Raw genomic sequence first — 26,290 nt, 5'->3', positions numbered from 1 at the left:
CCGCCCAGCAGCCCGATACGGTGGGATCCATGGCACGAACCGCACGAAAAGTGCTGCTAGGTCGAGAGATCGACGCGCTCCTGCGCCGGTCTCGCACTACCCAGGCCGACGCGGGAAAGATGATCGGGGTGAGCCAGTCCCGCATCGCGGCGGTGATCAGCGGCACCGGCAATCTGAGCGCCCAGGCGCTCGACGAACTGGTCAGGCAGCTCGGCGTCACCGACCAGGACTACATCTCGATCCTGCTCGATCTGCGCGAAGACAGCCATCGACGCGGATTCTGGAACTCCGGCTACCGCCGCGCCTACATCGAGGAACTGCGACTGCTCGTCGACCTGGAGGCCGTGGCGGATCGGCTGCGCGAGACCGCCGCCGAGATCGTTCCCGGGCTACTCCAGCACGAGAGCTACATCCGCGCGCTGCACGAGCCACTGGAACCCGACCCCGACGATCCGGACGCGGTCACCGTCGACGACTACGTCCAAGCCCGCATCGCCCGTCAGCGAATCCTTCTCGCGCGGGGCGCACCCGAGTTCCACGCGATCCTGTCCGAATCCTGCCTGCGCCGCACCTACGGCGGGGACGCGGTGATGCTCGACCAGATCACCCATCTCCTCGAGCTGTCCGCCCGGCCCAACATCCAGATCCAGGTCATGCCCTTCACCCACCAAGCACCCGGCGCCGGCATGGAGGACCGCTACATCCTGGTTCGTGTGCCCTCCCCAGGAGCGGCCGGCGATCTCGAGATGGCCGTCATCGAAGCTCAGGGCGAGATCCGCTACATCGACGACAAACCCGCCGTCGGTATCCGCGACAAGATCTTCAACCGCCTGGCGATGACGGCTTTGAGCCCCCACGACTCACGTCAGTTCATGGAACACCTCGTCCGCGGCCTCCGCAGCCGACCGACCATTCAGCGATAGACCGGCACCACCGCACCCGCAGAGGAATCACGATGTCCGACAGCGACTTCGAGCCACGCCCGATCGACACCAACAAACCCAGCTCCGCACGCATCTATCACCACATGGTCACCGGCGAGGTGATCTTCGAATCGGATCTGCCCTTCATTCATCGGCTCTACACCGATATCCCCTTCTATCCGTTGTGGGCCCAGCACAATCGCCGGTTTCTCGCCCGCGCCGTTCGCTACATGGCCGGCACCGGGATTCGCCAGTTCCTCGATATCGGGTCGGGCCTGCCGACCGGCGGCAACACCCACGAGGTCGCGCGCGAGCTCGTGCCCGACTCGCGCGTGGTGTACGTCGACAACGACGAAGAGGCGATCAACCGCGCCCGCGACCTGTTGCGCGAACAGGGTGTCACCGACACCGCGACGATGGTCGACGCCGATCTGCGCGAGCCCGCGCGCATCCTCGCCCACCCCGACACCCAGCGCCTGATCGACTTTTCCGAACCCGTTGGACTGCTGCTGGTTTCGGTGCTTCCCTGGGTCACCGACGCCAGCGAGCCCGGCAAGATCGTCGCGCAACTGCGCGACGCCCTCGCCCCCGGCAGCCACATCGCGATGACACATGTGTCCCTCGAAGACGCAGGCGCGGAGATCAAATCCCAGGTCGCCGCGGGCGCTGCGATCTTCACCGACGCCAGCACACCGGTCACCCTGCGCACCCGCGCGCAGTTCCAGACCTTCTTCGACGGATGGACGATCGCCGAGCCGGGCATCACCTACGCCACGGACTGGCGACCCGAACAGCCGATCGACCACGACGACTACGCCCGCCCCTGCAATTTCGCCGCTATCGGCAGCCTGCCCTAGTGTGCGCCCGCGCGGTCGGCACCGTCGCCGACCGCGCTGTTCGAAAGGATCCACCATGTCGTTACCGACACCGCCCGCCGCCCACTTCCGCAAAGCGGCCGCCAGTTCCCCCCAGCAGGCGTGCGTGATGGTCTACCGCGACAACCACCGCACCCTCATCTGGGACGACAAGCTCGCGCGCCCGGTCCCCACCGCGGCACACCCTGTCCCCCTCGAGGAATGCCTGACCCTCGACCACCACCAGTTCGAGGCCCTCCAGGCCGCGATCCGAGCAGGCCGCCCCATCCGCGGAGCCCTGACGATCACCCGAGGATCCGACGACCTCTACGAATTCAGCGCCGCGCCGGAATGCCGAGCCTCAGCCGGAACCGCCCGGCTCTTCTTCGACCAGCTCGAATACGCCGCGTTCGTCCACGCGGTGCGACACCGCGAGTTCGAACGAGCAACCTTCGTCTCTCACGCCGCGTGACCGATTCGGCCTTGTCCCGCTGCGTGCCGATTCAGCGCGGCCGCAGCACTATCCAGCACCTCGGACAGAGTCTGTCGACGGCAACATACGAATCGCCGAAGCTATCGGCCGGTGGTTTCGGCCGCCGGTGTGTTCGTGATCTCGACCGCGCACGGGCTGATCGGGTGACTTGTGTTCGGGATGAGCGCAATTCTGTTCGTCGGCGGTGGTGTCGGGTTGTATCGATGCCATGGCAACACAGGAGACCCCGGTCGCCGAGGTAGACAGTTTCACCGCCGAATGGCAGCAATGGCACCGCGAGCAGGAGGCGCGCCTGTCCGACCGGCACGGATTCCTGGCCATCACGAACCTGCACTGGCTCACCGAAACCCCGGAGCGGTTCACCGACGCGCCCGGCACCTGGTCCACCGGTGCCGACGGTGTGGTCGTGGTTCTCGACGAGGGCGAGGAACTGGTCGTGGAGGGGACACCGGTGCGTGGGCGCTATGAGTTCGGTGCGATCGCCGAGCGCGACGGGGTGAACGCTGTGTGGGGTGATGCGGTGATCGAGGTCGCCCGCCGTGGTGGCAACGACATCGTCCGCCCCCGGCACCCGAACAACCAGTTGCGCACCGCCTTTCGAGGCACGCCCGCATTCGCGCCGGATCCGAAGTGGGTGGTGACGGGTCGCTATGTTCGCTTCGAACAGCCGCGACCGACCACCGTCGGCGCCTCGGTCGAAGGCCTCGAACACGTCTACGACGCACCGGGACAGGTCGAGTTCGACATCGACGGTCAACCGCTGCGGCTCACCGCGTTCCCCGGCAGGAACCCCGGCGACCTGTCGGTGCTGTTCACCGATGCCACCTCCGGAGTCACCACCTACGCCGCGAATCGCATTGTGCAGGTGTCGACCCCGGCCGCCGACGGCACCGTCGTGCTCGATTTCAATCGGGCGGTCAACCTGCCGTGTGCCTACACCGATCTGGCGACCTGCCCGCTGCCACCCGCCGAGAACCGGCTCCCGATCGCCGTCGAGGCTGGAGAGAAAATCCCCTACGAGCGCCAGGGATGAGCGTGCCGCAGATCAGCACCTTGGCGTTCCTGACGCCGGGCAACTATCTCGACGACGATCCGTACACCGGGTTAGAGGACACGCTGCAACTGTTCGAATACGGCGAGCGCCTCGGCTTCGACGGTGCGTGGATCCGGCAGCGCCATCTCGAGCACGGCGTGGGTTCGGCCGCGGTCTTCCTGGCCGCCGCCGCCCAGCGCACCAGTCGAGTGGAGCTGGGCGCCGCGGTCATTCCGATCGGCTACGAGAGCCCGTTCCGGCTGGCCGAGGACCTGTCGCTGGCGGATGTGCTGTCGCGAGGGCGACTCCAGCCCGGATTCAGTGCGGGCACCCCACCGCACGCCGATCTCATCGGCGACCTGGTCTTCGATGGTGACTGGCGCAGCTTCGACCTGTCCTACGGTCGCGTGGCCCGCATGCTCGCGAACCTGCGCGGGGACTATCTCGGCGACGCCGACACCGTCATCCACTCCCCGGGCAACACTCAGCGTCCCCGCCTTCAACCGCACAGCCCCGGCCTGGCCGATCGTGTGTGGTACGGCGGCGGGAGCGTCCGATCCGTGCACTGGACCGCGGCGAACGGACTGAATCTGCTCAGCGGCAACGTCGTCTTCGGCGACGCCAGCGACGATTTCACCACCTCCCAGCTGACCCTGATCGCGGACTATCGCCGCCTGATCGACCCGGCTCGACCCGCCCGCGTGGCGGTCGGACGCGTGATCGTGCCGTTCGACAGCGCCGACCACGCGACCCGCGAGCGTTACCGCGCCTATGCCGCGAGCCGCCACGACCGCACTCTCGGCCCACAGGGCGAACGTCGAATCCTGTTCGCGCCGGACATCGTCGGCACCGCCGAGCAGATCCTGGAACAGCTGCGAAGCGACCCGGTGCTCGCACAGACCTCTGAGCTGCGCCTGGAACTGCCCTACGAATTCCACCGTGAGGACTACGAGCAGATCCTGCACGACACCGTGCACCTGATCGCTCCCGAACTGGGTTGGAAACCAACGTTCACGAACGAGGCGCCGACGTCGGTGTGACCGGCTGCTCGGTGCGGCGCCGAGCGCCGGAGCGAGCACGGCATCACGCTGGCCCACACCTCGAATCCGCGCCGATGGTTCGCGACGGTGAACTGGATAGCTGGGTTGCGAGCCATCGACCGAAATCGCCGCTGTGACACCGAACTCGCTGAGGGAGGAGAAAGTATTTCTCCTCCCTCAGCGATCACCGATGGGTCAGGCGGCGCGTCTGCGCAGGGCGGGGTCGGCCAGCGCGTCCGGGATCTTGCCGGTGTCACGGTCGGCGAAGATCGTACCGGGTGGGACTATCTCGTCGATGCGGTCGAGGATCTCCTCGCCCAGGACGACGTCGACCGCACCCAGATAGGCGTCGAGGTGCTCGTCGGTGCGCGGGCCGATGATGGCGGCGGTGACATCGCGGTGAGCGAGTACGAAACCGATCGCGAGCTGGATCAGAGTGAGGCCCGCTTCCTCGGCGAGCACAGCGAGCGCGTCGGCGGCGGCGAGTTTATCCGCGTTGGCCGGTGCGTCGATGTCGAATCGGCCCGGGATCAGTTCGGCCCGATGGGAACTCGGCTGGGGTGCGCCGAGGCGGTACTTGCCGGAGAGCCACCCTGCGGCAAGCGGGCCATAGGTGATGATGCCGAGGCCGTACTTGCGGGCGATCGGCAGGGTCTCGCGTTCGATGCCGCGGATCAGCGGCGAGTACGGAACCTGTTCGGTCGCAGACCGATTGGCCTTGGTTCGGTCGGCGATCCACTGGGCTTCGACCAGTTCGCCGGGTGAGAAGACCGAGGTGCCGTAGTAGCGGATCTTGCCTGCGCGCACAAGGTCGTCGAGGGTGGCGACGGTGTCTTCCAGCGCGGTCACCGATTCGGGGCGGTGCACCTGGTAGAGGTCGAGGTGATCGGTGTCGAGGCGACGCAGGGAGTCCTCGACGGCGCGGGCGATCCAACGCCGGGAGTTGCCCCGGTGGGTGGGGTCGTCGTCGACGGCGTTGTGGAACTTGCTCGCCAGGATCACCTCGTCGCGCCGATCGCGCAGCGCCTTGCCGACGATGATCTCCGATTCGCCGCGCGAATAGGTATCGGCGGTGTCGATGGTGTTGATTCCGGCGTCCAGCGCCCGATGGATCAGCGCGATCGATTCTTCGTGGGTGGTGCCGCCACGGGAACCGAAGTTCATGGTGCCGAGCACATACGGGCTCACCCGGACTCCGGTACGGCCGAGCAGGCGCAGGTCGGACAGGCTCATCGGGTGGCTCCGATCGTGGTACGGCGGCGGACGGCCGCGTCGGTGAGCGAGGGCGGCAGGTAGCCCTCGTCGGCGGGGCTGAGTGTGGTTCCGGGCGCGACGATCTCGTCGATGCGGTCGAGCACCTCGGTGCTCAGCCGCACATCGACGGCGCCGAGCTGGGTCTCCAGGTGGGCCAGGGTGCGCGGCCCGATGATGGCGGTGCTCACCGCCGGATGCTGGAGCACGAACGCCAGCGACAGATGCACCAGCGAAATGCCCGCTTCGTCGGCGAGTTTCGCCAATTCCTCGGCGGCGGCGCGCTTGCGCTGGTTGGCGACCAGTTCGGGGTCGTGCCGGTGCGGCTGCCGGGCGAGCCTGCTCGACTCGGGCGCGGTCTCCCCCGCCCGGTAGCGGCCGGAGAGCCAGCCGCCCGCGAGCGGACTCCAGGTGAGTACGCCCAGGCCGTGCCGCTCGGCGATCGGCAGGGTGGCGCGTTCGGCGCCGCGAGCCAGGATCGAGTACGGCGGCTGCTCGGTGACCGGGCGCGCCAGGTTGCGGTCCTGAGCCACCCATTGCGCCTCGACCAGCTGATGCGGTTCGAACGTCGTGGTGCCGTAGTAGCGGATCTTGCCCGCCCGCACCAGATCATCCAGCGCGCGCAGTGTCTCCTCCAGCGGGACGTCCGGGTCGGGGCGGTGCACCTGGTAGAGGTCGAGGTGGTCGGTGCCGAGACGGCGCAGCGAGTCCTCGACGGCGCGGATGATCCAGCGCCGGGAGTTGCCGCGACTGTTCGGGTCGGCCCCGATCTGGCCGTGGAACTTGCTGGCGAGGACCACGTCGTCGCGGCGGCCACGCAGGGCCTTACCCACGATCTGTTCGTTCTCTCCCTGGGAGTACACGTCGGCGGTGTCGACGACGTTGATGCCCGCGTCCAGGGCGCGGTGGATGATCGTCGCCGCGTCGTCGTGGTCGGGGTTGGCCCAAGCGCCGAAGTTCATGGCGCCCAACGTGAGTGGGCTCACCAGTACGCCGGTGCGGCCGAGGTGTCGCAGTGTCATGGAGTGGGTTGTCACTTTCAGGTCGTGGAAACGGTTTCGCGGGCAAAGGAGTTCGCGGGTTCGGACAGGCCGAGGTGCCCGCGCAGGGTGGTGTGTTCGTACTCGCGACGGAAAAGCCTGCGCTTGCGCAGTTCGGGCACGACCTGGTCGACGAAGTCGGTGAGATAGCCGGGCAGGACGGCCGGGATGATGGTGAAACCGTCGATGCCCGCGTTGCGGTGCCACAGCTCGATGTGGTCGGCGACCGTCTGTGGTGTCCCGATCACCACGCGATGCCCGCCCAGGAACTCGGTGAGCAATTGCCGCACGGTGTGGCCGGTTTCGAGCGCGTAGCCGGTAAGTGAGGCGAAGAAGCCCTGCGGGCCGATCCGGTCGGCGGGCAGCGTGGTGAGCTGGTGCGGCAGCGGGGAGTCGAGGTCGAGTTCGACGTCGGGATAGCCCAGCCAGCGGGCGAACTGGCGCACCGGAGCGCTGTCGGGGTGCAGCCGCCCCTGCAACTCGTCGAACCGTGCGCGGGCCTCGGCTTCGGTGGATCCGATCACCGGGACCAGGCCGGGAAGGATCCGGATCGCGTCGCCGTCGCGGCCGGAAGCCACCGCTGCCGAACGGATCTCGGCCGAGAAACTGCGCGCGGCCGACAAGCTGAGCTGGGTCGTATAGATCGCCTCGGCGTGGGCGGCCGCGAAGGCCCGGCCCTGCGGGGACGCTCCGGCCTGCACGAGAACCGGGCGGCCCTGCGGAGAGCGCAGCACGTTCAGTGGCCCGGCGACGGAGTAGAACTCGCCCCGGTGGTCCACCGCGTGTACCCGATCCGGATCGGCGAAGACGCCGGCTTCCTGGTCGCCGATCAGCGCGTCGGATTCCCAACTGTCCCAGAGCTTCTCGATCAGCGAGACGTACTCGGCGGCGCGCCGGTACCGTTCGTCGCGCTCGGGCAGCTCGGCGAAGCCGAAGTTGCGAGCGGCGTTCGGTTCGAACGTGGTGACCACATTCCAGCCCGCTCGGCCCCCGCTCACGTGGTCGAGCGAGAGGATCCGCCGGGCCAGGTTGTAGGGCAGGTTCAGTGAGGTGGTCGCGGTGGGGATCAGCCCGATGCGCTCGGTCGTCACGGCCAGCGCCGAGCTGAGCAGGATCGGATCGAGCGTGGCAGCAGGCGCGCGGGCGATGCCGGGCTGCTGCACCGGGATGTCCGGGAACAGCAGGCCGTCGAGTCCGCCGCGTTCGGCCTCGGCTGCGACCCGCTGGTAGTGCGAGAGCTGGATGAAGGCGTCGGCGGGCAGGGTCGGTTCGAGCCAGGCGGCCGGGTGGTAGCCGGCGCTGCCGACGTTGACGAGGAAGTGCAGTCTGCGTGCCATCAGGCAGCCCCTTCTGCGATGGTGCCCGGGAAAGTGGGGACGGGCAGGCCGAGGTGACCGCGCAGGGTGGTCGCCTCGTAGTCGGTGCGGAACACGCCGCGCTCGCGCAGGATCGGCACGACACCGTCGACGAAGTCGTCGAAGCCGCCGGGCAGGACATCGGGCATCAGGTTGAAGCCGTCGGCGATGCCCGCCTCGACCCAGTCGATGATCGCGTCGGCGACCTGTTCCGGCGTGCCGGTGACGATGCGGTGGCCCGCGCCGCCGCCGAGGCGCCGCAGCAGCTGGCGCACCGTCAGGTTCTCGCGCCGGGCGAGGCCGAGGGCGATCTTGTAAAAGGTCTGTGACCCGCCCGCCTCGTCGGGGTCGGCCAGCAGGTGCCACGGGAGCTGGCCGTCGAGGGTGAGATCGTCGCGGTCGACGCCGAGCTGGGTGGCGAGCCGATCGAGCGCGTAGTCCGGTGGCACGAGCTCGGCCAACAGTTCACGGCGCTGGGCGGCCTCGGCTTCGGTGGAACCGAGCACGGTGGACAGGCCGGGCAGGATCAGCACGTCCTCGGCCCTGCGCCCGTAGCCGACCGCACGCGCCTTCACGTCGCGGTAGTACTCCCCCGCCTCGTCCGCGGTCTGGGCGGCGGTGAAGATCACCTCGCCGACCCGGGCGGCCAGTGCCCGGCCGTCTTTCGACGCGCCGGCCTGCACGACCACCGGTTCGCCCTGCGGCGAGCGCGGAACATTCAGCGGACCGGCCACGTCGAAGTGCGGGCCGTGGTGATCGACGGCGTGGATGCGCGTGTAGTCGGCGAAGCGGTGGGTGGCCTTGTCGCCGATCAGCGCGTCGGGCTCCCAGCTGTTCCAGAGCGCGCGCACCACCTCGACGAATTCGGCGGCGCGTTCGTAGCGGGCGCCATGGGCCGGTTCGGCGTCGAAGCCGAAGTTGCGCGCCGCGTCGACACCGGCGGTGGTGACCACGTTCCAGCCGGTGCGCCCGCCGCTGAGCAGGTCGAGCGAGGCGAAGCGGCGGGCGACGTCGTAGGGGTCGTTGTAGCTCGACGACAGGGTAGCGATGAGGCCGACGCGCTCGGTGGCCGCGGCGAGGGCGGCCAGGATCACGGTCGGTTCCAGGCTGTTGAACGGCCGGTACCGGATGTCCTCGCGGATGGCGGGCCCGTCGGCGAGGAAGATCGCGTCGAACTTGGCTTCCTCGGCGCGCTGGGCGATGCGCACGTAGTGGTCGAGGGTGAAACTCGCGGCGGGGTCGGTGCCGGGGAAGCGCCATGAGCCGCCGAACACGCCGGCGTTGAGAATGTTGACATTGAGGTGCACCTGTCGGCGGGTCACGGCTGTTCCTCCTCGGCACGGCCCGCCGCCAGCGCGGCGCGACCGAGATCGGCGAGCACGAAATCGCTCTGCGGGAAATGGATTCGCCCGACCATGGCATCGCGATGGTGGCGTTCGAGCGGATGACGGCGGTCGAGGCCGGGGTTGCCGGTCAGGTCGAGCGCGGACTCGGTGACCCGGATGGCGGTGGAGGTGGCGACGTGTTTGGCCAGTGCGGGCAGGCGCCCGTGCTCGTCGTCGGCCAGGCTCGCCACGCCCTGGCGCACCAGTGCGCGGCTGGTCTGGATCCAGGCTTCGATCTCACCCACACGGTCGTGGAAACGCGGCACGGTGGCCAGCGAATCACCCAGTGCGGTGGGCACTCTGGTGTGCAGGTAGCGCACCAGCCAGTCCCGCGCCGCGATCGCGACGCCGTTGTAGTTCGCGGCCAACAGCAGGGGCAGCGATTGGCGCCCGGCTCGGCGAATCTTGGCGGTACCGCCGTGGGGGTCGCGCAGGTCGACGAGCCTGGCCTCGGAGACGACCGTGCCGTCGAAGACCACCGACTGGGTGTCGGAAGCGCGCAGGCCCAGGTGATTCCAGGTCGGTTCGACGTGCCAGTCGGTGGCGGTGCGGTCGAGCAGGAAGGTCGCCACACGCGGGCTCGGCTCGGCGGTCCTGGTGGTGACGGTGAACCAGCTCAGCCCGGAAATGCCGGTGGCGTAGGCCTTCTCACCGTCGATGCGCCAGTCCCCCGACTGCAGCCGGGTGGCGGTGGTGGCCGGGATGCCGCCGCGGGAGAGGCTGCCCAGTTCGCGTTCGACGGCGAGGCCGTTGATCAGCGCGCCGTCCGTCGCGGCCGAGCGCAGCACCAGTTCCTTCAGCTCGGCGGGCCATGGACTGTCGTCGCGGAGCAGACTCAGATGGTTGGTGTAGTTCCACTGCAGGATCAGTCCGACCGACGGGTCGGCTGCGCCGACGCGTTCGATCACCTCGACCGCCTCGGCGAGACCCGCACCGAGACCGCCGTATTCCACCGGAACCGTGAGCGCGGGCGCGCCGATCGCGCGCAACGCCTCGAAGGCGGCGAACGGAAAGGCCCCCGCCCGGTCGTGTTCGGCGGCGCGATCGGCGATCAGCGCGAGCGCGTCGGCGAACGCGTCCTCGTCGAGACCGTGCACGGTGTGTGCTGGTGCCACAGCGGTCATGCGGGTGTCACTCTCCTGGTCGCGTCACGACCGCTCGGCGGCGGTCGAACGCAGATCTGTGCGACGCACCGGAATTCACCGGAAAGGGAACCGGGGCGCGATGAAGTGGATCGTCGAAATCAGCGACGACAGAGCGGAACCGTGGCGGCGGCCTCGATCCGGATATTCGGTAATTCCACGAGACCCCCTTTCCACGTTCGGCATCCGTAATCCAGTATCGGAACCTCCGACACCACCGAACAAGACAGCCGGTCTACCGGATTCGTTCAGTTTTTCTCGATCGTCGACCGCGATCAGGACGCCAACTGCTCGGGCGCGGCGATGGTGCGCAGCATCCGAATGGCCGCGGCGACAGCGGGCCGTTCCAGGGAAGCTTGCCGGTAGGTCACGCCGACCTGGCGCGACCCATTGGCGATGGTGCAGGCGACCAGGTGCCGGTACTCCGGTGGCACCGACATCTCCGGTACCACCGCCACGCCCAGCCCGTGGTCGACGATCTCGGCCATCCCGGCGAAGGTGCCGCTGCGGTGCTCGATCCGCGGGGCGAACCCGGCCTCACGGCAGGCGTACATCACCGACACGATCGACGGCGCGCCGTCGCGGGCGGCGATCCAGTCGGCGTCGCGCACCGCGGACAAGCCCTGCTGGCGGGCCCGTTCCCGCAGGCCGGGTGGGGCGAGCAGCACGAGCGGATCGTCGAACAGGTACTCCGAGGACAGCCCGAGCGGCAGATCCCGAGCCCGGAACGAATACGAATAGGTGATCGCGATGTCGACCTCCTGCTGGCGGACCGCGGGCACCGCGTCCACCGGAATCAGGTCGACCACCTGCACCCGAAGGCCGGGGTTCTCGTTCATCAGTCTCGCCGCGGCGGGCAGCGCGAGCCGGGTCTGCGCGGTGCGGAAGGTGGCCAGGGTGAGCACACCGGTGATGGCCTCCGCGGTGGCGGCCACCGCGCTCTCGGCTTCCTCGAGCGCGGTGATGATGCGCGAGGTGTAGTCCACCAGCACCCGCCCCGCGTGGGTCAGGCGCAACACCCGGCCTTCACGGCGGGTGAGCACCGCGCCCACTTCCTCTTCGAGAATGCGCAACTGTTGCGAGACCGCCGAGGTGGTGATCCCGTGCAATTCCGATACGGCGGTCATGGTGGTTCGCTCGGCGAGATCGCGCAACAGGACAAGGCGTCGAATGTCGTACATGAATTCCTCGCTTCGACCGGTTGGCGTCCGGATTCGCCCATCATCCGCAGTAGCGACATTCCAGGAAATCCTTACGATCAGAGCGATTCTGTGCAGCTGCGCTTCGCCGATCACGCCACCACGGCATCGACGGCGACGGACGTGCCCGCACCGACCGGTACCGCGTCGAGCAGCCGTCGGGTGTAGTCCTGGGTGGGGTTCTCGAAAACACTGGTGACAGAACCGGATTCGACCACCGCGCCCGCGCGCATCACTGTCACCTCGTCGGCGACCAGCCGCACCACACCCAGGTCGTGGGTGATGAACAGGTACGTCAGACCCTGCTGGTGCTGGAGATCGACCAGCAGACGCAGGATCTGTGCCTGCACCGAGACATCGAGGGCCGAGACCGCCTCGTCGAGGACGAGTACTCGCGGTCCGGCGGCGAGCGCGCGGGCCACGGCGACGCGTTGACGCTGTCCACCCGAGAGTTCGGCGGGCTTACGCGCCAGATGTTCTCGCGACAGGGCTACCTCGTCGAGCAGTTCACGCACCCGATCGCGGCGTCGCGGCCCACGCGGGAGCAGGCCGAGCGCGACGAGCGGTTCGGCGATGATCTGCTCCACGGTGAACTTCGGGTCGAGCGACGAATACGGGTTCTGATAGACGAATTGGACCTCGCGACGGATCGGACGAAGCTTCGCGCGCGAGAGCCCGTCTATGCGGGCACCGTCGAACCACACCTGACCCGAGTCCAGTGCGGTGAACCCCGCCGCGATCCGGGCGACGGTCGATTTGCCCGCCCCCGATTCCCCCACCAGCGCGTGTGTTGTTCCCGCGCGGACGGCCAGGGAGACGTTGTCGACCGCGCGCACGCCACCGTGCGCGAAGGTCTTGGTCAGTCCCCGGACCTCGAGCAGTGGCCCGGTCGCTTTCGGCACAGGCGTCGCCCGCCCCGGCGACGAGCTGATGGCCGTCGGCGCCGACCGCGCACGCACGGCCGACGATCCGGTCCCCGTCGACGAAGCCGATATTGCGGGAACCGGGGCCGCACCGGCGACGGAGGACTGGCCGCCTGCTTCGAGCCGGGGTTCACTGCTCGTCAGACGGGTGCTGTGCCGGGTGGGTGCCGCCGCGACCAGTCGGCGCGTGTAGTCGTGCCGGGGGTCGGCGAGAATGCGGGCGGCTCGGCCTTCTTCGACGATGCGGCCGTGTTGCATCACGATGAGGCGGTCGGACCGTTCAGCGGCCACGCCCAGGTCGTGGGTGACCAGCAGGACGCCGAGGCCGAGGGTGTCGCGCAGGTGGACGAGGTGGTCGAGGATCACCTTCTGCACGGTGACGTCCAGGGCCGAGGTCGGCTCGTCGGCCACCAGCAGCGCGGGGTCGTTGGCCAGCGCGATGGCGATGAGCACCCGCTGTTTCATACCGCCGGACAGTTCGTGCGGGTACTGCCGGAACACCCGTTCCGGTTCGCGCAATCCCGCCGTGGCCAGTTTCGCCACCGCGAGTTCGCGCCCCGGCCCGGATTCGACGCGCCGGTGCAGACGTAGTGCCTCGAGCACCTGGGTGCCGACCCGTTTGACCGGGTTCAGCGAGGTGCCGGGGTCCTGGGGCACGAAACCGACGAACGGGCCGCGCAAGCGGGCGAGTTTGCGGTCGTTCCACGACACGGTGTCGTGCCCGTTCAATGCCAGCGCCGTGGCCTCGACCGTTGCCGAGCGTGGAAGCAGGTGCAGCGCGGCGTGGATGGTAGTGCTCTTGCCCGACCCGGATTCGCCCACGATCGAGACGAATTCGCCCCGGCCCACCGTCAGCGACACACCGTCGACCGCGGCCTGCTCGTTCGTGCCACGGGTGCGGTACCTGACGGACAGGTCCGCGATCCGCAGCAACGTTTCCTTCTCGCTCATCGCTTCTCTCCCAGCGCTCGCCCGATTCGATTGGTGGACAGCACGACCACGGCGATCACGATGCCGGGCAGCAGCGAGATCCACGGGTAGGTGGCCAGAAAGTCCCTGCCCTCGGAGACCGCGAGGCCCCATTCCGGGTCCGGCGGCGGTGCGCCGTAGCCGAGGAAGCCCAGCGCCGCCACGGCCAGCACTGCCGTGCCGCATTCGAGCGCGGCCAGTGACAGCACCGCCGAGACCGAGTTCGGCAGTACATGCCGCACCACGACCCGTCCGAAACCGGCCCCGGAGCCGTAAGCGGCCTCGACGTAGTCGGTGCCCGCGACCTTGAGCACCTCCGAGCGCATCACCCGCGCGAACGCCGCCACCGCCGAGATGCCCACGGCGACAGCGATGTTCACCGTGCCGTAGCCCAGCGCGGTGACCACGGTCATGGCCAGCAACAGGCTCGGGATGGCCAGCAGGACGTCGACGAAGCGCATGATCACCGCGTCGACCCGGCCACCGAGGAACCCGCTGAGCAGACCGATCGCCGATCCGATCACGAACCCCAGGGCCACCGCGAGCAGGGTCGCGGTGAGCGTGGTCGAGGTGCCGTAGATGGTGCGGGCCAGCAGATCGCGGCCGAGGCGATCGGTGCCGAACAGGTGCTCGAGACTCGGCGCGCTGAAACTTGCGTCCGAATCCCCCTCCAAGGGTGAGTATTTCGTGAACAGGGACGGGACGAGCGCCCAGGCGAGCACGGTGGCGATCACCAGCCACGCCAGGGTCAGCCCCGGCGCGGCAGTGATCGCCGCGGTCGCGGTGCGCACGCGATCGGCAACCGTCGGTGCGGTACGGATGTCGTTGTCGAGGACGGTCATGCGGAGGTCCTTGCTCGCACACGGGACCGCAGCCGCGGATCCGCCAGCGGATAGACGAGATCGACGAGGAAGTTCACCGTGACGAACACCAGCGCTGCGAACACCACCACCGCCTGCACCAGCGGCACGTCCTGGGTACGCACCGCCGTCTCGGTCAACCGGCCCAATCCCGCACGGGAAAAAACGGTTTCGACGATCACCGCGCCGGCGAGCAGGTTGCCGAAGGTGACACCGGCGATCGTGAGCGCGGGCAGGGCGGCGTTCTTCAACACCTCCCGCACCAACACCCACAGCCGCGTCGCACCCTTGGCCACCGACACCGTGACGTACCCGGCGTGCAGTTCGGCGTCGAAGTTCTTGATCAGCAGCTGCGCGATCGGCGCCGACACCGGAATCGCCAGCGTCACCGCGGGCAACACCAGCGCGCCGAAGCCTTCGTTGCCGATCGGCGGGAACCAGCCCAGCTGGAACGAGAACACCTGCAGCAGTGCGAGTCCCACCAGGAACACCGGCACCGACACCCCCGCCGCGGGCAGGGTCGCGACCAGATCGGCGACCCATTTGGTGCGGGTGTAGCCCGCGGTGGCGGCGACGGCGAAGGCCAGCGCGACGGCGAGGACCAGCGCGGCGCCCGCCAGCAGGGCAGTGTGCGGCAGCACCGACACGATCAGCGGCCACACCTGCTCGCCGGTGCGGGTCGAGACCCCGAAATCACCGGTCAGCGCGGCGAACAGCCGGTGCGTGTACTGCCCGACCAGTTGCTGATCCAGGCCGAAGTACTCCCGTGAGTTCTGTTTGTCCTCCTCGGAGATCAAGTCGCCCTGCGACGGGTCGAACAGGAAGTCGACCGCGTCGTAGGGCAGCACGAACAGCAGTACGAAGGTGAGGGTGTAGGCGCCCCACACCACGAACACCGCTTGCCCCAGCTTGGCGAGCACATAGCGCGACATCGGTTACCTCGGCTCGATCCAGGTGTCGTAGAAGACGTTGCGCGACTGCGCTTCATAGCCCACGTTGTGCACCCGCGGGGACGCCGCGGTCACCTGCGCCGGGTTGTACACCGGCACGGTGAGCACCTGATCCACGAGCAGGAACCGCTGCGCCGCCTGGGCCGCCTCGGCGCGCTTGCCCGGGTCGAGGGTCTTGCTCACCGCGCTGAGCTTGTCGATCGCCTGCTGGTAGAGCGGGTTCTCCGGCGCCAGCTTCGAGGAGTTGGTGTACTGCGGCGAGTACACCTGCTCGAGCACCGCCACATCGGCGCGACTCTGGTTGGCCACCTGGATGTTCCAGCGTTTCTGCTGGGTGGCGGCGGCGGTGTAGTCGGGGATCGGCAGCACGTCGAGTTTCAGGTCGATGCCGATCTTGCGCAGATCCTGCTGGATCAGCTCGTAGGCGGGCTTGTTGTTGACCAGGTTGTTGATGCCGAGCAGGGCGAGTTCGAGTCGACGGCCCTGCGCGTCCACCCGGATACCGTCGGAGCCCTTCTTCCAGCCCGCCGACTCGAGGATCTGCTCGGCCTTCGCCCTGTCCTGCTTCAGTTCCGCGGAGAAGTCGACGTGGCCGGGCACGCGCGAGGAGATCACCGAGCTCGACACCTTGTAGCTCGAGGTGAGCACTGTCTTCGCGAGCGCGTCGCGGTTCCAGCCCAGCTTCACGGCCTCCCGCACGGCACGGTCGTCGGTCGGGAACCGGTCGGTCTTGAGGTCGAAGGAGATATCGCGCCCGGGAATCAGCTGCGCGACGATCCGGTAGCCCTCGGCTTTCAGCGGTGCCTCGTCGGTGTTGTTGACGTCGAGGATCGCGTCGACCTGACCCGCGCGCAACGCACCCGTGCGGACCGCGGCCTCGGGAATCACCGAGATCTCCACGGCGTCGAGGTAGGCCTCGCCGTTGTGTTTGCGGCTGGCGGGCGCCCAGTTGTATCCGGGACGCTTCCTCAGCACCGTTTTCTGCTGGTAGACGTGCTCGGCGACGACGAAGGGACCGGTGGTTACCAGATTCTGCGCCAGCGCGCGCTGCTCTTTGGTCAGCTGCAGGGTCGAGTGACCGACGATGCCGGAGAAGTACAGCGAAAGCGCTTGCAGGAAACCGGCATTCGGTCGATTGAAGACGACCTTGACCGTCGTCGGGTCGAGCACCGTGGTGCTGGTGTAGCCGACCCAGTACGCGGTCACCGGCACGATGCCCAGCGCCTTGTCACCGAATCCGAGCAGGTCGAAATTCTCTTTCACCGAATCGGCGGTGAATTTCGAGCCGTCGGTGAAGGTCACGTCGTCGCGGAGCCGGAACGTGAATTCGGTCAGCTCCGGGTTGATATCCCAGGATTTGGCCAGCCACGGTTCGATGGCCCCGGTTTCGGGATTCTGGTAGGTCAATTTGTCGGTGATGTTGCTCGTGATGAGCGACTCCGGATACGAGCTGCCCGAATGCGGATCGAGGTTGGCGGGTGCGTCGAGGACGGCGAAACGCAGAGTCCCACCGGCGACCGGCGGGCCCGCGTCGTCGCTACCCGCGACCCGGTTACCCGAGGCCGCGCAGCCCGTCAGCACGGAGCCGACGAGGGCGAGGGCTACGAGCACCGTCGCCGCGGAGAATGTTTTCGATGACATTTCGCGAAGTCTGCACAACGACAACTCCGCGAACAACCAAGTTGCACTTCGCGATTTGTTCAGTTTTAGTGAATCGGGAGCACTACACGATCGTGAAGCGAAACTTCAAAAACGGTGTAGGAATTCTTGGCGATCCGAAATCGCGGAATGTGGCGGTCGCGGACTTAACCTCCGGAGTGTAAGCAACACAGTCCGCTTCGACGAAAGACCCACGACCACATGAGGAATATTCGATCCCGTCACCTTCTGGCCACCGGCACCGCGGCCATCGCCCTCGCCACCGTGCTGGCCGCGTGTGGTGGGCCGTCGTCGCAGAACGAGGTGGGGGGCGACCCGGTTTTCGGTGGCACGCTGAACTTCTACGATCCCATCGAGTACGCGGCGTGGACGCCGGTCAACTCGATCTGGTCCAACAGCCAGGTCGCCAACAACCTCGCCGAGCGCCTGACCTGGCAGGATCCTGAGACCGGGGAGATCAAGCCCTGGCTTGCCACATCGTGGGAGGTCAGTCCCGACAAGCTGAAGTACACCTTCCGTCTGCGCGAAGGCGTCACGTTCAGCAACGGTGATCCGCTCGACGCGGCGGTCGTGAAGGCCAACTACGACCAGCACGCGCTCGGCGACAAAGCGCTCGGCATTCCGCCGGATCGGTTCTTCTCCGACTACCGGGCCTCGACCGTGATCGACCCGCTGACCGTAGAGGTGGCCTTCACCAAGCCCAATGCCGGTTTCCTGCAGGTGGCTTCGTTCTACCGGGCCGGCTCCATCCTGGCCAAGCCGTTCCTGGAGCGAGATCTCAACGGGCAGAGTCAGGCCATGAATTGGATCGGCTCCGGCCCGTTCGTGGTGGAGTCGGTCACCGGCAACACCGGGATCACACTGAAGCGGCGCGAGGACTACAACTGGGCCCCGGCGGGTTCGGGCCATCAGGGCAAGGCCTATCTGGAGCGAGTGGTGTTCAAGACCGTGCCCGAGGCCGGGACCAGGGTCGGTGCGTTGCAGTCGGGTGAGGCGCACATCGCGCGCAATATCAGCCCTTACGACGAGGAGACGGTGACCGCCAACGGTGGCCGGATCGAGGCGTTCGCCGTGCAGGGCCAGACCAACAAGCTCTCGGTGCAACTGGATTCGACCACGCCGGTCGTGGACAAGCAGGTGCGCCTGGCATTGCAGGCCGCCACCGATCGCAAGGAGATCAACGAGACGGTCCTCTCGCCGAGCTACCCGATCCCGAACAGCATCCTGGTCAAGGACACGCCCAACCGCGGCGACGCGAGCAAGTACCTGGGTTATGACCTGAACAAGGCCAATTCGCTGCTCGAGGGAGCTGACTGGAAGAAGGGTGGCGACGGCATCCGGGTCAAGGACGGCAAGCGCCTGCAGTTCGAGGTGTGGGTGGCGCCGTTCTACCAGGTGTCGCAGCCAGTGCTGGAACTGCTGCAGTCCCAGTGGAAAAAGGCAGGCGTCGATCTGGTGATCCACACCGTGTCGCAAACCGAATACGAGTCGATCCGCAATTCCCGTCCCGACAACTGGTCTCTGGTGCAGGGCCAGACCTCGCGCGCCGAGGCCGACGTACTGCGCACCGCATTCGACAGCACCGCGCAGAACGAGTTCTTCGCTCCCGTGCCGGACGCGACGCTCGACGAGTTGGTGCGCGCGCAGGCCTTCGAGTTCGATCCGGCCGCCCGCACCAAGGCCATTCAGGCCGTCGAGGACCGGGTCTTCGGCGAGGGCTACGCCATTCCGCTCTACGACGAGACACAGGTGTTCGGCCTGGCGCCGACCGTGCACGGTTTCACCACCGAGTCCACGGCCCGCACCTGGCTCTACGACACCTGGATCACCGGGTAGGGGCCGGCGATGCGCAGCTATGTCCTGCGGCGGCTGGTACAGGCGGTACTGGTCCTCTGGGCCGCCTACACCCTGTCGTTCCTCTTGCTCAGCGCGCTGCCCGGGGATTCGGTGAACAACCGCATCCAGAACCCGGAAGCGCAGATCACCCCGGAGGCGGGCCGGTTGATGCTCGAGTTCTACGGGCTCGACCGGCCGGTCTGGGAGCAGTACCTGCACGCGCTGTGGGCCCTGTTACGCGGTGACCTCGGATTCTCGCTCACCTCGGGGAGGCCGGTGACGCAGGCGGTCACCGAGGCGCTGCCCTCGACGCTGACCCTGACCGGGTTCGGCCTGGTGTTCGGGCTGGTCTTCGCGGGCGTCGTCGCGGTGGCGGCCAACTACGCGCCGTGGGCGTGGCTGCGCGGCGTCTTCGATTCCGCGCCTGCGCTGTTCGCCTCGGTTCCCACCTTCGTCGTCGGTGTGCTGGTGCTGCAATATCTTTCGTTCCGCTGGCACCTGATCCCCTCGGTCGACGACGGCACGATGCTCGCGCTCATCGCACCCGCTGCCACGTTGGGGCTGATCGTGGCCGCGCCGCTGGCCCAGGTGTTCGCCACCTCGGTGCGCACGACCCGGCAGCAACCCTTCGTGCACGTGGTGGCGGCCAGGGGCGCGGGTGAGGGCTATATCTTCCGCAAGGACGTGCTGCGCAATTCGTCGCTGCCGGTGCTCACGCTGCTCGGGCTGGCCTTCGGTGAGCTGATCGCCGGCGCGGTGGTGACCGAGTCGGTGTACGCGCGTCAGGGCATCGGCCAGCTCACCGTCGGTGCGGTCGACACGCAGGACCTGCCGGTGGTGCAGGGCGTGGTGTTGCTCTCGACGCTGGCCTATGTGCTGGTGAATCTCGCGGTGGACCTGGCCTATCCGTTCATCGATCCGCGGGTGCTGGTGGACGGGCGCACGCACCGGGTCACCCGGTCACAGGCGGTCGAACGCAAGCAGACCACTGTATCCGTTCCGGTCGTCGCGGCGGTCTCGCGTCGGCTGCCAGCCGAGGTAGCGATGCCATGACGGCACTCGAAAAGTTCGAAGCTGTGCCGGTCCGACCTGATTCGGCGGCAACTGCCGGTCGGGCATGGTCCACACTGCGATGGACCCGTCGGCACTGGACCGTCGCGCTGGCGTTGCTGGTGGTAGCCACCATCCTGGCGTGGGCGATCGTGCCGCAGCTGTTCACCGGTTACGACCCGCTGGCGGTGAATCCGGCCCAGAAGCTCAAACCGCCCTCGGGCGAGCACTGGTTCGGAACCGATCAGCTCGGCCGCGACCTCTACGCGCGCATCGTCTACGGTACGCGGGCCTCCCTGCTGGGTTCGGCGATCGCCGTCGGAGTCGGTGTGGTCGTGGGATCCCTGCTCGGCGCGGTCGCGGGCTGGTTCACCGGGTTCCCCGACAGCGCGGTGATGCGGCTCATCGACGTGGTGCTCTCGATTCCGGGCTTCCTGCTGGCCATCACCATCGTGGTGCTGCTCGGTTTCGGGGTGTGGCAGGCGGGGATCGCGGTCGGGCTCACCTCGTCGGCGACCTTCGCCCGGCTCATCCGCTCGGAGGTGGTCAAGGCCCGCACCAGCACCTACGTCGAGGCGGCAACCACGAGCGGGGCCTCGACCGGCGCGATTCTGCGGCGACACGTGATCCCCAATTCGATCGCGCCGACCGTCTCGCTGGTCACTGTGCAGTTCGGCATCGCGATCATCTGGATCGCCTCGCTGAGCTTCCTCGGGCTCGGTGCGCAGCCGCCGGACCCGGAATGGGGTCGGCTGGTCTCCGACGGGCGCAACTACATCGCCACGCGCGGCTGGCTGACGCTGTGGCCGGGGCTCACCATCGTGGTGATGGTGCTGGCGACCAATCACCTGTCCCGCCATCTCTCCAGGAGGGGCTCCGCATGAGCGTCGTCCACGAAATATCAACGCCTACCAGAGAAATCGATGTGCGGCCGGTGCTGCGCGTAGCGAACCTGCGCGTGGGCTACCGGGTGGACGACCGGGTCTCGCCGGTGGTGCGCGACGTCTCCTTCGACGTCCCGCCCGGCACCGTGCTGGCGCTGGTCGGCGAGTCCGGTTCGGGCAAGACCACCACCGCCCACGCCGTGCTCGGGCTGCTCCCCGGCAACGGCGAGGTCACCGGCGGCACCATCACCTTCCGCGACCAGGTCCTCACCGAGCTGAGCGCGAAAGGCTGGCGCTCGATCCGGGGGCGCGCGATCAGCCTGATCCCCCAGGATCCGACGGTCTCGCTCGACCCGGTGCGCCGGGTCGGCCACCAGGTCGAGGATGTGCTGCGGCTGCACACCGAGCTCGATGCCGACGCTCGCCGCGAACGGGTGCACGAACTGTTCGAGCTGGTCGGCTTCACCGATGTCGAGCGCCGCTATCGCCAGTACCCGCACGAACTCTCGGGCGGGATGCGCCAGCGGGTGCTCATCGCCGCCGCGGTCGCGGCCGAACCGGATCTGATCATCGCCGACGAGCCGACCTCGGCGCTGGACGCCACGGTGCAGAAACAGGTGCTCGACCTCCTCGACGAAGTCCGGCTGCGCACGGGGACCAGCGTGGTGCTGGTGACCCACGATCTCGGCGTGGCCGCCGATCGCTCCGATCTGATCGGGGTGCTACATCAGGGCGAGTTGGTCGAGTTCGGGCCGACCGCGCAGCTGGTCGCCGACCCGCGACACCCCTACACCCGGCGACTGCTCGACAGTGTGCCGTCGCGGCGGCCGTGGGTACGGGAGCGCGCACCGGTCGCGGTCGGCACCGAGACGGTCATCGAGGTCGACGAGCTGCGCAAGGACTACGGCGGCGTACCCGCCGTCGACGGCATCTCGTTCCGGGTGCGACGCGGCGAAACCTATTCCATCGTGGGCGAATCCGGCAGCGGGAAGTCGACGACGGCGCGGGTGCTGACCGGGCTCACCGAAGCGGACTCGGGTCGGGTCGCGCTGCTCGGTACCGACATCACCCGGCTGAGCCGCCGGGAGTTCCGTCCGCTGCGCCGGGACGTGCAGATCGTGTACCAGAACCCGTATTCCTCGTTCGATCCGCGCTTCGACGTCTACCACGTGGTGGACGAGCCGCTGCGCTCGTTCGAGCCGCGCCGTGGGCTTCGCCGCGGCAGGCCGAATCGGGATCGGGTGGTGGCCGCGCTCGAGGCCGCCGCCCTGCCCGCCGATTTCGTCGACCGGCATCCGCGCGAATTGTCGGGCGGCCAACGTCAGCGGGTGGCCATCGCTCGCGCGCTGGTGCTCGAGCCGAAGGTGATCGTGCTCGACGAGCCCATCTCGGCGCTGGACGTCTCGGTCGCGGCGCAGATCCTCGACCTGCTCCGCGGCCTGCAGGAAGAACGCGGGCTCACCTACGTCTTCATCTCTCACGACCTGGCCGTGGTGCGCGCGATCTCCGATCGCGTCGCGGTGATGCGCGAAGGCCGCATCGTCGAACAAGGCACCGTGGACCAGGTCTTCTCCTCTCCCGCCGACGATTACACCGTGCGTCTGCTCGACGCGATCGCCGGCCGCGACCTCATCGGAGGACTGACATGACCACCACCATCGCGCCCGCCACCCTGGCCGAGGCACTGCCCCGCATCCGGTCCATCCTGACCGAGTTCGTCCCGGGCACGGGCGAGCGCGACCTCGCCTTCGAGCATCCCGACGCGCTGATCCAGGCGCTGGCCGACGCGGGCTTCGGCCGATTGCGGGTGCCGGTGGAGTACGGCGGTTTCGATGTCGACCTGCCGACACTGTTCGGGCTGCTGGCCGAGGCGGGGCAGGCCGATTCCAATATTCCGCAGATCTGGCGCGGGCATTTCACCACCACCGAGATCCTGCGCGCCGAAACCGATCCGGTGGTGCGCGAGCACTGGTTCCGGGCGATCGGTGCGGGCGCGGTGTTCGGCAACGCGCAGTCCGAGCCCTCGGCGCTGGTCGCCGAAGCGGTGGGTGAATCCGCGGGCTGGGGCGTGACCACCACGCGCGCCCGGGTGGGCGAGGACGGCGTGCGGGTGGTCTCGGGCACCAAGTTCTACTCGACGGGCGCGCGATTCGCCGACTACATCCGCGCGGCCGTGGTCGACGACGAGGGCACCCGCGGTTTCGTGGTGATCCCCGCCCGGCACCCCGGCGTCACCCACGCCGACGACTGGGACGGCATCGGTCAGCGTCAAACCGGCAGCGGCACCACCTATTTCGAGAATGTGCCGGTCGAGGAGCACGGCGATATCGGCCGGTACAAGGAATCCTTGCGCGGACTGGATTCCTTCGTCCAGATCGTGCACCTGGCGAATCTGACCGGGATCGCGCGCAGCATCGTCGCCGAGACGGCGCAGATCGTGCGCGGTCGCACCCGCACCAGTCTGCACGCGCTCACCCAGCACGCCACCGAAGATCCCGACATCCTGTCGGTGATCGGCCTCCTCGAAACCCGCAGGCTCACCGCCGAAACCCTGCTGCGGCATGCCGCCGAGCAGCTCGAGGCCGCACACGCCGCCGGGGACGAGGCCGCCTACACCCGGGCCTACCTCGATACCTCCGCCGCGCAGATCGCGGTGATCGAGGCCGTACTCGATGCCGCGACAAGGGCTTTCGACGCGGGCGGGTCCTCCACGATCCGCAACAGCGTCCATCTGGACCGGCATTGGCGCAATGCCCGCACCCTCGCCTCGCACAACCCGGTCATCTACAAGCCGCGCGTGCTCGGCGACTTCGTTGTCAACGGCAACGCGCCGGTGCCGGGCTACTACCGGCAGCGTCCCTCGGTGGTCACACCGGACGCCACCGTCGCCGCGGCCAACGGCGAGGCGACGGCGGCAGCCGACGCCGCGCAGAACGGCGCGCGATGACCGCCGTCGACCAATCGGCGCCCCTGTTCGAACCCGGCGCGACCGGTTCAGCACCGGCCGCGTCCTCTCTCCCGGTACTCGACGCCGTGCCGGGTATCAGCAGCGGTAGCCTGCCGATCGGCCCGACTCAGGGCACCGCGCCGGATACCGAAATCGCAGGGACACCACAGCGTTCCCCGTCGGCAAGGCCCGACCATCCGCTCACGGTGGCGGGCATCCGAGCCGCCGCGGCGCCGATCCTGCAGCAGCTCGCCGAGACGGCGCGGCAACGCGAGATCGACCGCGACTACGCCTTCGCACAGGTGCGCGCGCTCGCCGAGACAGGGATCGCCTTGACCGGCATCGCCACCGCAGAGGGCGGGGCGGGCGGGTCGCTGCGCGAGGTCACCGACCTGGTGATCGAGATCGCGCGGGCCGATTCCAGTGTGGCGCAGGCATTGCGGGCCAGCTTTCTGCTCGCGAACCAGGTGGCGGGCCTGCCCGATCTGCCACACCGGGAGCAGGCGCTGCGACGGCTGCGCAACCGGGACCTGTTCGCGGGCACCAGCAATGAACGCACCGGCGGAGCCAGCGGGCAGGTCAACGCGACCGCCCGCCCTGACGGCGCGGACTGGGTGATCGACGGCGAGAAGTACTACTCGACCGGTGGGCTGTACGCGAACTGGTTCTCCACGCAGGCACAGACCGAGGACGGGACGGTGCTGCGGTTCACCGTGCCGGTGGATCGCGCGGGGGTGCAACGGCTCGACGACTTCGACGCGGTCGGCCAGCGCCTCACCGCCAGCGGGACCACCCGCTTCACCGGAGTGCGCGTGAGCGCCGACGAGATCACCCCGGCGCCGGAGATCGAACCCGACAATCCATGGCAGGGCTCCTACGCCCAGCTGTATCTGGCCGCCGTGCAGGCGGGCATCGCCGCGCGCGCCCGTGACGACGCCGTCGCCTACGTGCGGGAGAAGGCTCGCCCGATCAAACACAGCACCGCTACCAGCAGCCTCGACGATCCCTATGTCCGCCAGACCGTCGGCGAGATCGCCGCCCGCGCCCAGGCGGCGCGAGCGGTGGTCCTGCTGGCCGCCGAAACCCTCGAGGGCGTGCGCGGGCGCACCGGCGACGATGCCAGAGCCGCGGGTGCGTCGGCGGCGGTCGAGGTCGCACAGGCGGGCGTGATCGCCATCGAATCCGCGCTCGCCGCAGCCGAACTCGTCTTCGACGTGGGTGGCGGGTCGATCACCGACCGCGCCCTCGGCTTCGACCGGCACTGGCGCAATGCCAGGACCGCCGCCAACCACAACCCCCGCCAATGGAAGCAAGCCGTCGCAGGCGCGTTTCACTTGACGGGCGAACAACCCCCAACCACCGGTCTGTTCTGAACCACCGAGAGAAAGATCCAACCTGATGAGCTACGGCCCCTTCGACCGCACCTACACCGCCGCGGAAGACCGCTACGAGAAGGTCCCGTACCGGCGCACCGGCGCCTCCGGCCTCGACCTGCCCGCCTTCTCCTTCGGGCTGTGGCAGAAGTTCGGCACCGATTACGCCTTCGCCACCCAGCGCGAGATCATCCTGCACGCCTTCGATCTGGGCATCACCCACTTCGACAACGCCGACCGCTACGGTCCCCCGCACCGCGCCGCGCAGAAGAACTTCGGCCGGGTGCTCGCCAAGGACCTCGCGCCGTACCGCGACGAGATCGTGCTGTCCACCAAGGCGGGCAACGCGATCGGGCCGAGCCCGTACCTGCGCGGCGGCTCGCGCAAGTCGATCCTGAACTCCCTCGAGCACAGCCTGCGCGATCTCGGCACCGACTACGTCGACATCTTCTACCACCACAGCCCCGACCTCGACACCCCGCTCGAGGAGACCGTGGGCGCGCTGGTCAGCGCGGTTCAGCAGGGCAAGGCGCTCTACGTCGGCATCTCCAACTACCTGCCCGACCGCACCCACGAGATCGCCGACCAGCTGCGCGCCGCCGGTGTCCCGTTGCTGATCCACCAAGCCCGCTACTCGATCTACGATCGCCGCCCCGAGCAGAACGGTCTGCTCGACACCGCGACCCAGGACGGGTTCGGCGTGATCGTCTACTCGCCGCTGGCCCAGGGTCTGCTCACCGACAAGTACCTCGAGACCATCCCCGAGGGTGCTCGCGCGCAGAACAGCACGTTCCTGTCCCCCGATGTCATCGACGAGACCTACCGGCAGCGCACCGCCGAGCTGAACAAGATCGCCGCCGCGCGCGGGCAGTCGCTGGCCCAACTGGCGTTGCAGTGGGTGCTGCGCCGTCCCGAGGTCACCTCGGCATTGATCGGCGCGAGTTCGGTGACCCAGCTCGACCACAACACCGCCGCGCTGACCTTCCCCGACTTCACCGCCGAGGAGCTCGCCCTCATCGAGGAGCACGGTGTCCACGGCACCGGCCTGAAGCTCTGATTCCTGCCCGAACACGACGCCGATGACGTGGCCGAGTCCGCTTACGTCATCGGCGTCTCCTGTCTCA

The 26,290-nt window shown here is 68.2% G+C and carries 22 protein-coding genes; 12 read left to right on the top strand and 10 right to left on the bottom strand.

The annotated features are described in order from the left end of the window. The first annotated feature begins 29 nt into the window (after positions 1-29). From ACWF99_RS00875 to ACWF99_RS00855, 5 genes are all read left to right on the top strand, one after another. Positions 30-923 carry a helix-turn-helix domain-containing protein gene (locus tag ACWF99_RS00875; RefSeq protein WP_379218715.1) on the top strand — a complete coding sequence of 298 codons (894 nt, stop codon included), beginning with the start codon at positions 30-32 and terminating at the stop codon, positions 921-923. Positions 924-955: 32 nt separating this feature from the next. Further along, complete coding sequence (locus ACWF99_RS00870; RefSeq protein ID WP_452533824.1) at positions 956-1,780, top strand: SAM-dependent methyltransferase; 825 nt, start codon at positions 956-958, stop codon at positions 1,778-1,780. A 55-nt stretch (positions 1,781-1,835) separates the two neighbouring features. Beyond that, complete coding sequence (locus tag ACWF99_RS00865; RefSeq protein ID WP_452533822.1) at positions 1,836-2,249, top strand: hypothetical protein; 414 nt, start codon at positions 1,836-1,838, stop codon at positions 2,247-2,249. Between the two features lie 229 nt (positions 2,250-2,478). Beyond that, positions 2,479-3,303 carry a DUF1684 domain-containing protein gene (locus ACWF99_RS00860; protein WP_452533820.1) on the top strand — a complete coding sequence of 275 codons (825 nt, stop codon included), beginning with the start codon at positions 2,479-2,481 and terminating at the stop codon, positions 3,301-3,303. Next, entirely contained in the window at positions 3,300-4,343 is a 1,044-nt protein-coding gene (locus ACWF99_RS00855) for an LLM class flavin-dependent oxidoreductase (protein WP_452533818.1), read from the top strand. The genes ACWF99_RS00860 and ACWF99_RS00855 overlap by 4 nt, the downstream gene beginning before the upstream one ends. A gap of 195 nt (positions 4,344-4,538) precedes the next feature. On the opposite strand, the gene ACWF99_RS00850 is transcribed toward ACWF99_RS00855, so the two are convergent. The 10 genes from ACWF99_RS00850 to ACWF99_RS00805 all read right to left on the bottom strand — a co-directional run bounded on the left by ACWF99_RS00850 (position 4,539) and on the right by ACWF99_RS00805 (position 17,058). Then, positions 4,539-5,576 carry an aldo/keto reductase gene (locus ACWF99_RS00850; protein WP_452533816.1) on the bottom strand — a complete coding sequence of 346 codons (1,038 nt, stop codon included), beginning with the start codon at positions 5,574-5,576 and terminating at the stop codon, positions 4,539-4,541. Beyond that, positions 5,573-6,616, bottom strand: a complete 1,044-nt coding sequence (locus ACWF99_RS00845; protein ID WP_452533814.1) for an aldo/keto reductase — start codon at positions 6,614-6,616, stop codon at positions 5,573-5,575. Before ACWF99_RS00845 ends, ACWF99_RS00850 begins: the two co-directional genes overlap by 4 nt. Before the next feature lie 17 nt (positions 6,617-6,633). Beyond that, a complete protein-coding gene (locus tag ACWF99_RS00840) occupies positions 6,634-7,971 on the bottom strand; it encodes an NtaA/DmoA family FMN-dependent monooxygenase (protein ID WP_452533813.1) in 1,338 nt (445 codons plus the stop codon). After that, positions 7,971-9,311, bottom strand: a complete 1,341-nt coding sequence (locus tag ACWF99_RS00835) for an LLM class flavin-dependent oxidoreductase (protein ID WP_452533811.1) — start codon at positions 9,309-9,311, stop codon at positions 7,971-7,973. Before ACWF99_RS00835 ends, ACWF99_RS00840 begins: the two co-directional genes overlap by 1 nt. Beyond that, entirely contained in the window at positions 9,308-10,498 is a 1,191-nt protein-coding gene (locus ACWF99_RS00830; RefSeq protein WP_452533809.1) for an acyl-CoA dehydrogenase family protein, read from the bottom strand. Before ACWF99_RS00830 ends, ACWF99_RS00835 begins: the two co-directional genes overlap by 4 nt. Before the next feature lie 293 nt (positions 10,499-10,791). Continuing rightward, the gene (locus ACWF99_RS00825) at positions 10,792-11,697 is read right to left on the bottom strand and encodes a LysR family transcriptional regulator (protein ID WP_301900819.1); all 906 of its coding nucleotides are present in this window, start codon (positions 11,695-11,697) and stop codon (positions 10,792-10,794) included. Between the two features lie 110 nt (positions 11,698-11,807). Beyond that, a complete protein-coding gene (locus tag ACWF99_RS00820; RefSeq protein WP_452533806.1) occupies positions 11,808-13,589 on the bottom strand; it encodes a dipeptide ABC transporter ATP-binding protein in 1,782 nt (593 codons plus the stop codon). Beyond that, the gene (locus ACWF99_RS00815) at positions 13,586-14,449 is read right to left on the bottom strand and encodes an ABC transporter permease (protein ID WP_449983375.1); all 864 of its coding nucleotides are present in this window, start codon (positions 14,447-14,449) and stop codon (positions 13,586-13,588) included. Before ACWF99_RS00815 ends, ACWF99_RS00820 begins: the two co-directional genes overlap by 4 nt. Then, positions 14,446-15,399, bottom strand: a complete 954-nt coding sequence (locus ACWF99_RS00810; protein ID WP_378628609.1) for an ABC transporter permease — start codon at positions 15,397-15,399, stop codon at positions 14,446-14,448. Before ACWF99_RS00810 ends, ACWF99_RS00815 begins: the two co-directional genes overlap by 4 nt. A 3-nt stretch (positions 15,400-15,402) precedes the next feature. After that, positions 15,403-17,058: an ABC transporter substrate-binding protein gene (locus ACWF99_RS00805; protein WP_452533805.1), complete on the bottom strand. Its 1,656-nt coding sequence runs from the start codon at positions 17,056-17,058 to the stop codon at positions 15,403-15,405. Between the two features lie 219 nt (positions 17,059-17,277). Between ACWF99_RS00805 and ACWF99_RS00800 the strand changes: the two genes are divergently transcribed. Genes ACWF99_RS00800 through ACWF99_RS00770 form a run of 7 tightly spaced genes read left to right on the top strand, consistent with a single transcriptional unit; the run spans position 17,278 to position 26,223 of the window. Beyond that, on the top strand, positions 17,278-18,912 hold the full coding sequence (locus ACWF99_RS00800; RefSeq protein WP_452533803.1) for an ABC transporter substrate-binding protein: 1,635 nt from the start codon (positions 17,278-17,280) through the stop codon (positions 18,910-18,912). Positions 18,913-18,921: 9 nt separating this feature from the next. Next, positions 18,922-19,965 carry an ABC transporter permease gene (locus tag ACWF99_RS00795; protein ID WP_452533801.1) on the top strand — a complete coding sequence of 348 codons (1,044 nt, stop codon included), beginning with the start codon at positions 18,922-18,924 and terminating at the stop codon, positions 19,963-19,965. Then, the gene (locus tag ACWF99_RS00790) at positions 19,962-20,846 is read left to right on the top strand and encodes an ABC transporter permease (RefSeq protein WP_452533800.1); all 885 of its coding nucleotides are present in this window, start codon (positions 19,962-19,964) and stop codon (positions 20,844-20,846) included. The genes ACWF99_RS00795 and ACWF99_RS00790 overlap by 4 nt, the downstream gene beginning before the upstream one ends. Next, entirely contained in the window at positions 20,843-22,495 is a 1,653-nt protein-coding gene (locus ACWF99_RS00785) for a dipeptide ABC transporter ATP-binding protein (RefSeq protein ID WP_378628604.1), read from the top strand. Before ACWF99_RS00790 ends, ACWF99_RS00785 begins: the two co-directional genes overlap by 4 nt. Then, on the top strand, positions 22,492-23,793 hold the full coding sequence (locus tag ACWF99_RS00780) for an acyl-CoA dehydrogenase family protein (protein WP_452533798.1): 1,302 nt from the start codon (positions 22,492-22,494) through the stop codon (positions 23,791-23,793). The genes ACWF99_RS00785 and ACWF99_RS00780 overlap by 4 nt, the downstream gene beginning before the upstream one ends. Beyond that, the gene (locus ACWF99_RS00775) at positions 23,790-25,166 is read left to right on the top strand and encodes an acyl-CoA dehydrogenase family protein (RefSeq protein WP_452533796.1); all 1,377 of its coding nucleotides are present in this window, start codon (positions 23,790-23,792) and stop codon (positions 25,164-25,166) included. The genes ACWF99_RS00780 and ACWF99_RS00775 overlap by 4 nt, the downstream gene beginning before the upstream one ends. Positions 25,167-25,191: 25 nt before the next feature. Then, positions 25,192-26,223 (top strand): aldo/keto reductase, encoded by a 1,032-nt coding sequence (locus ACWF99_RS00770; protein ID WP_452533794.1) that lies wholly within the window; start codon positions 25,192-25,194, stop codon positions 26,221-26,223. Positions 26,224-26,290: the final 67 nt, after the last annotated feature.

This window comes from Nocardia sp. NPDC055002, assembly GCF_053608825.1.
This window is presented reverse-complemented; position numbering and strand designations above follow the sequence as displayed.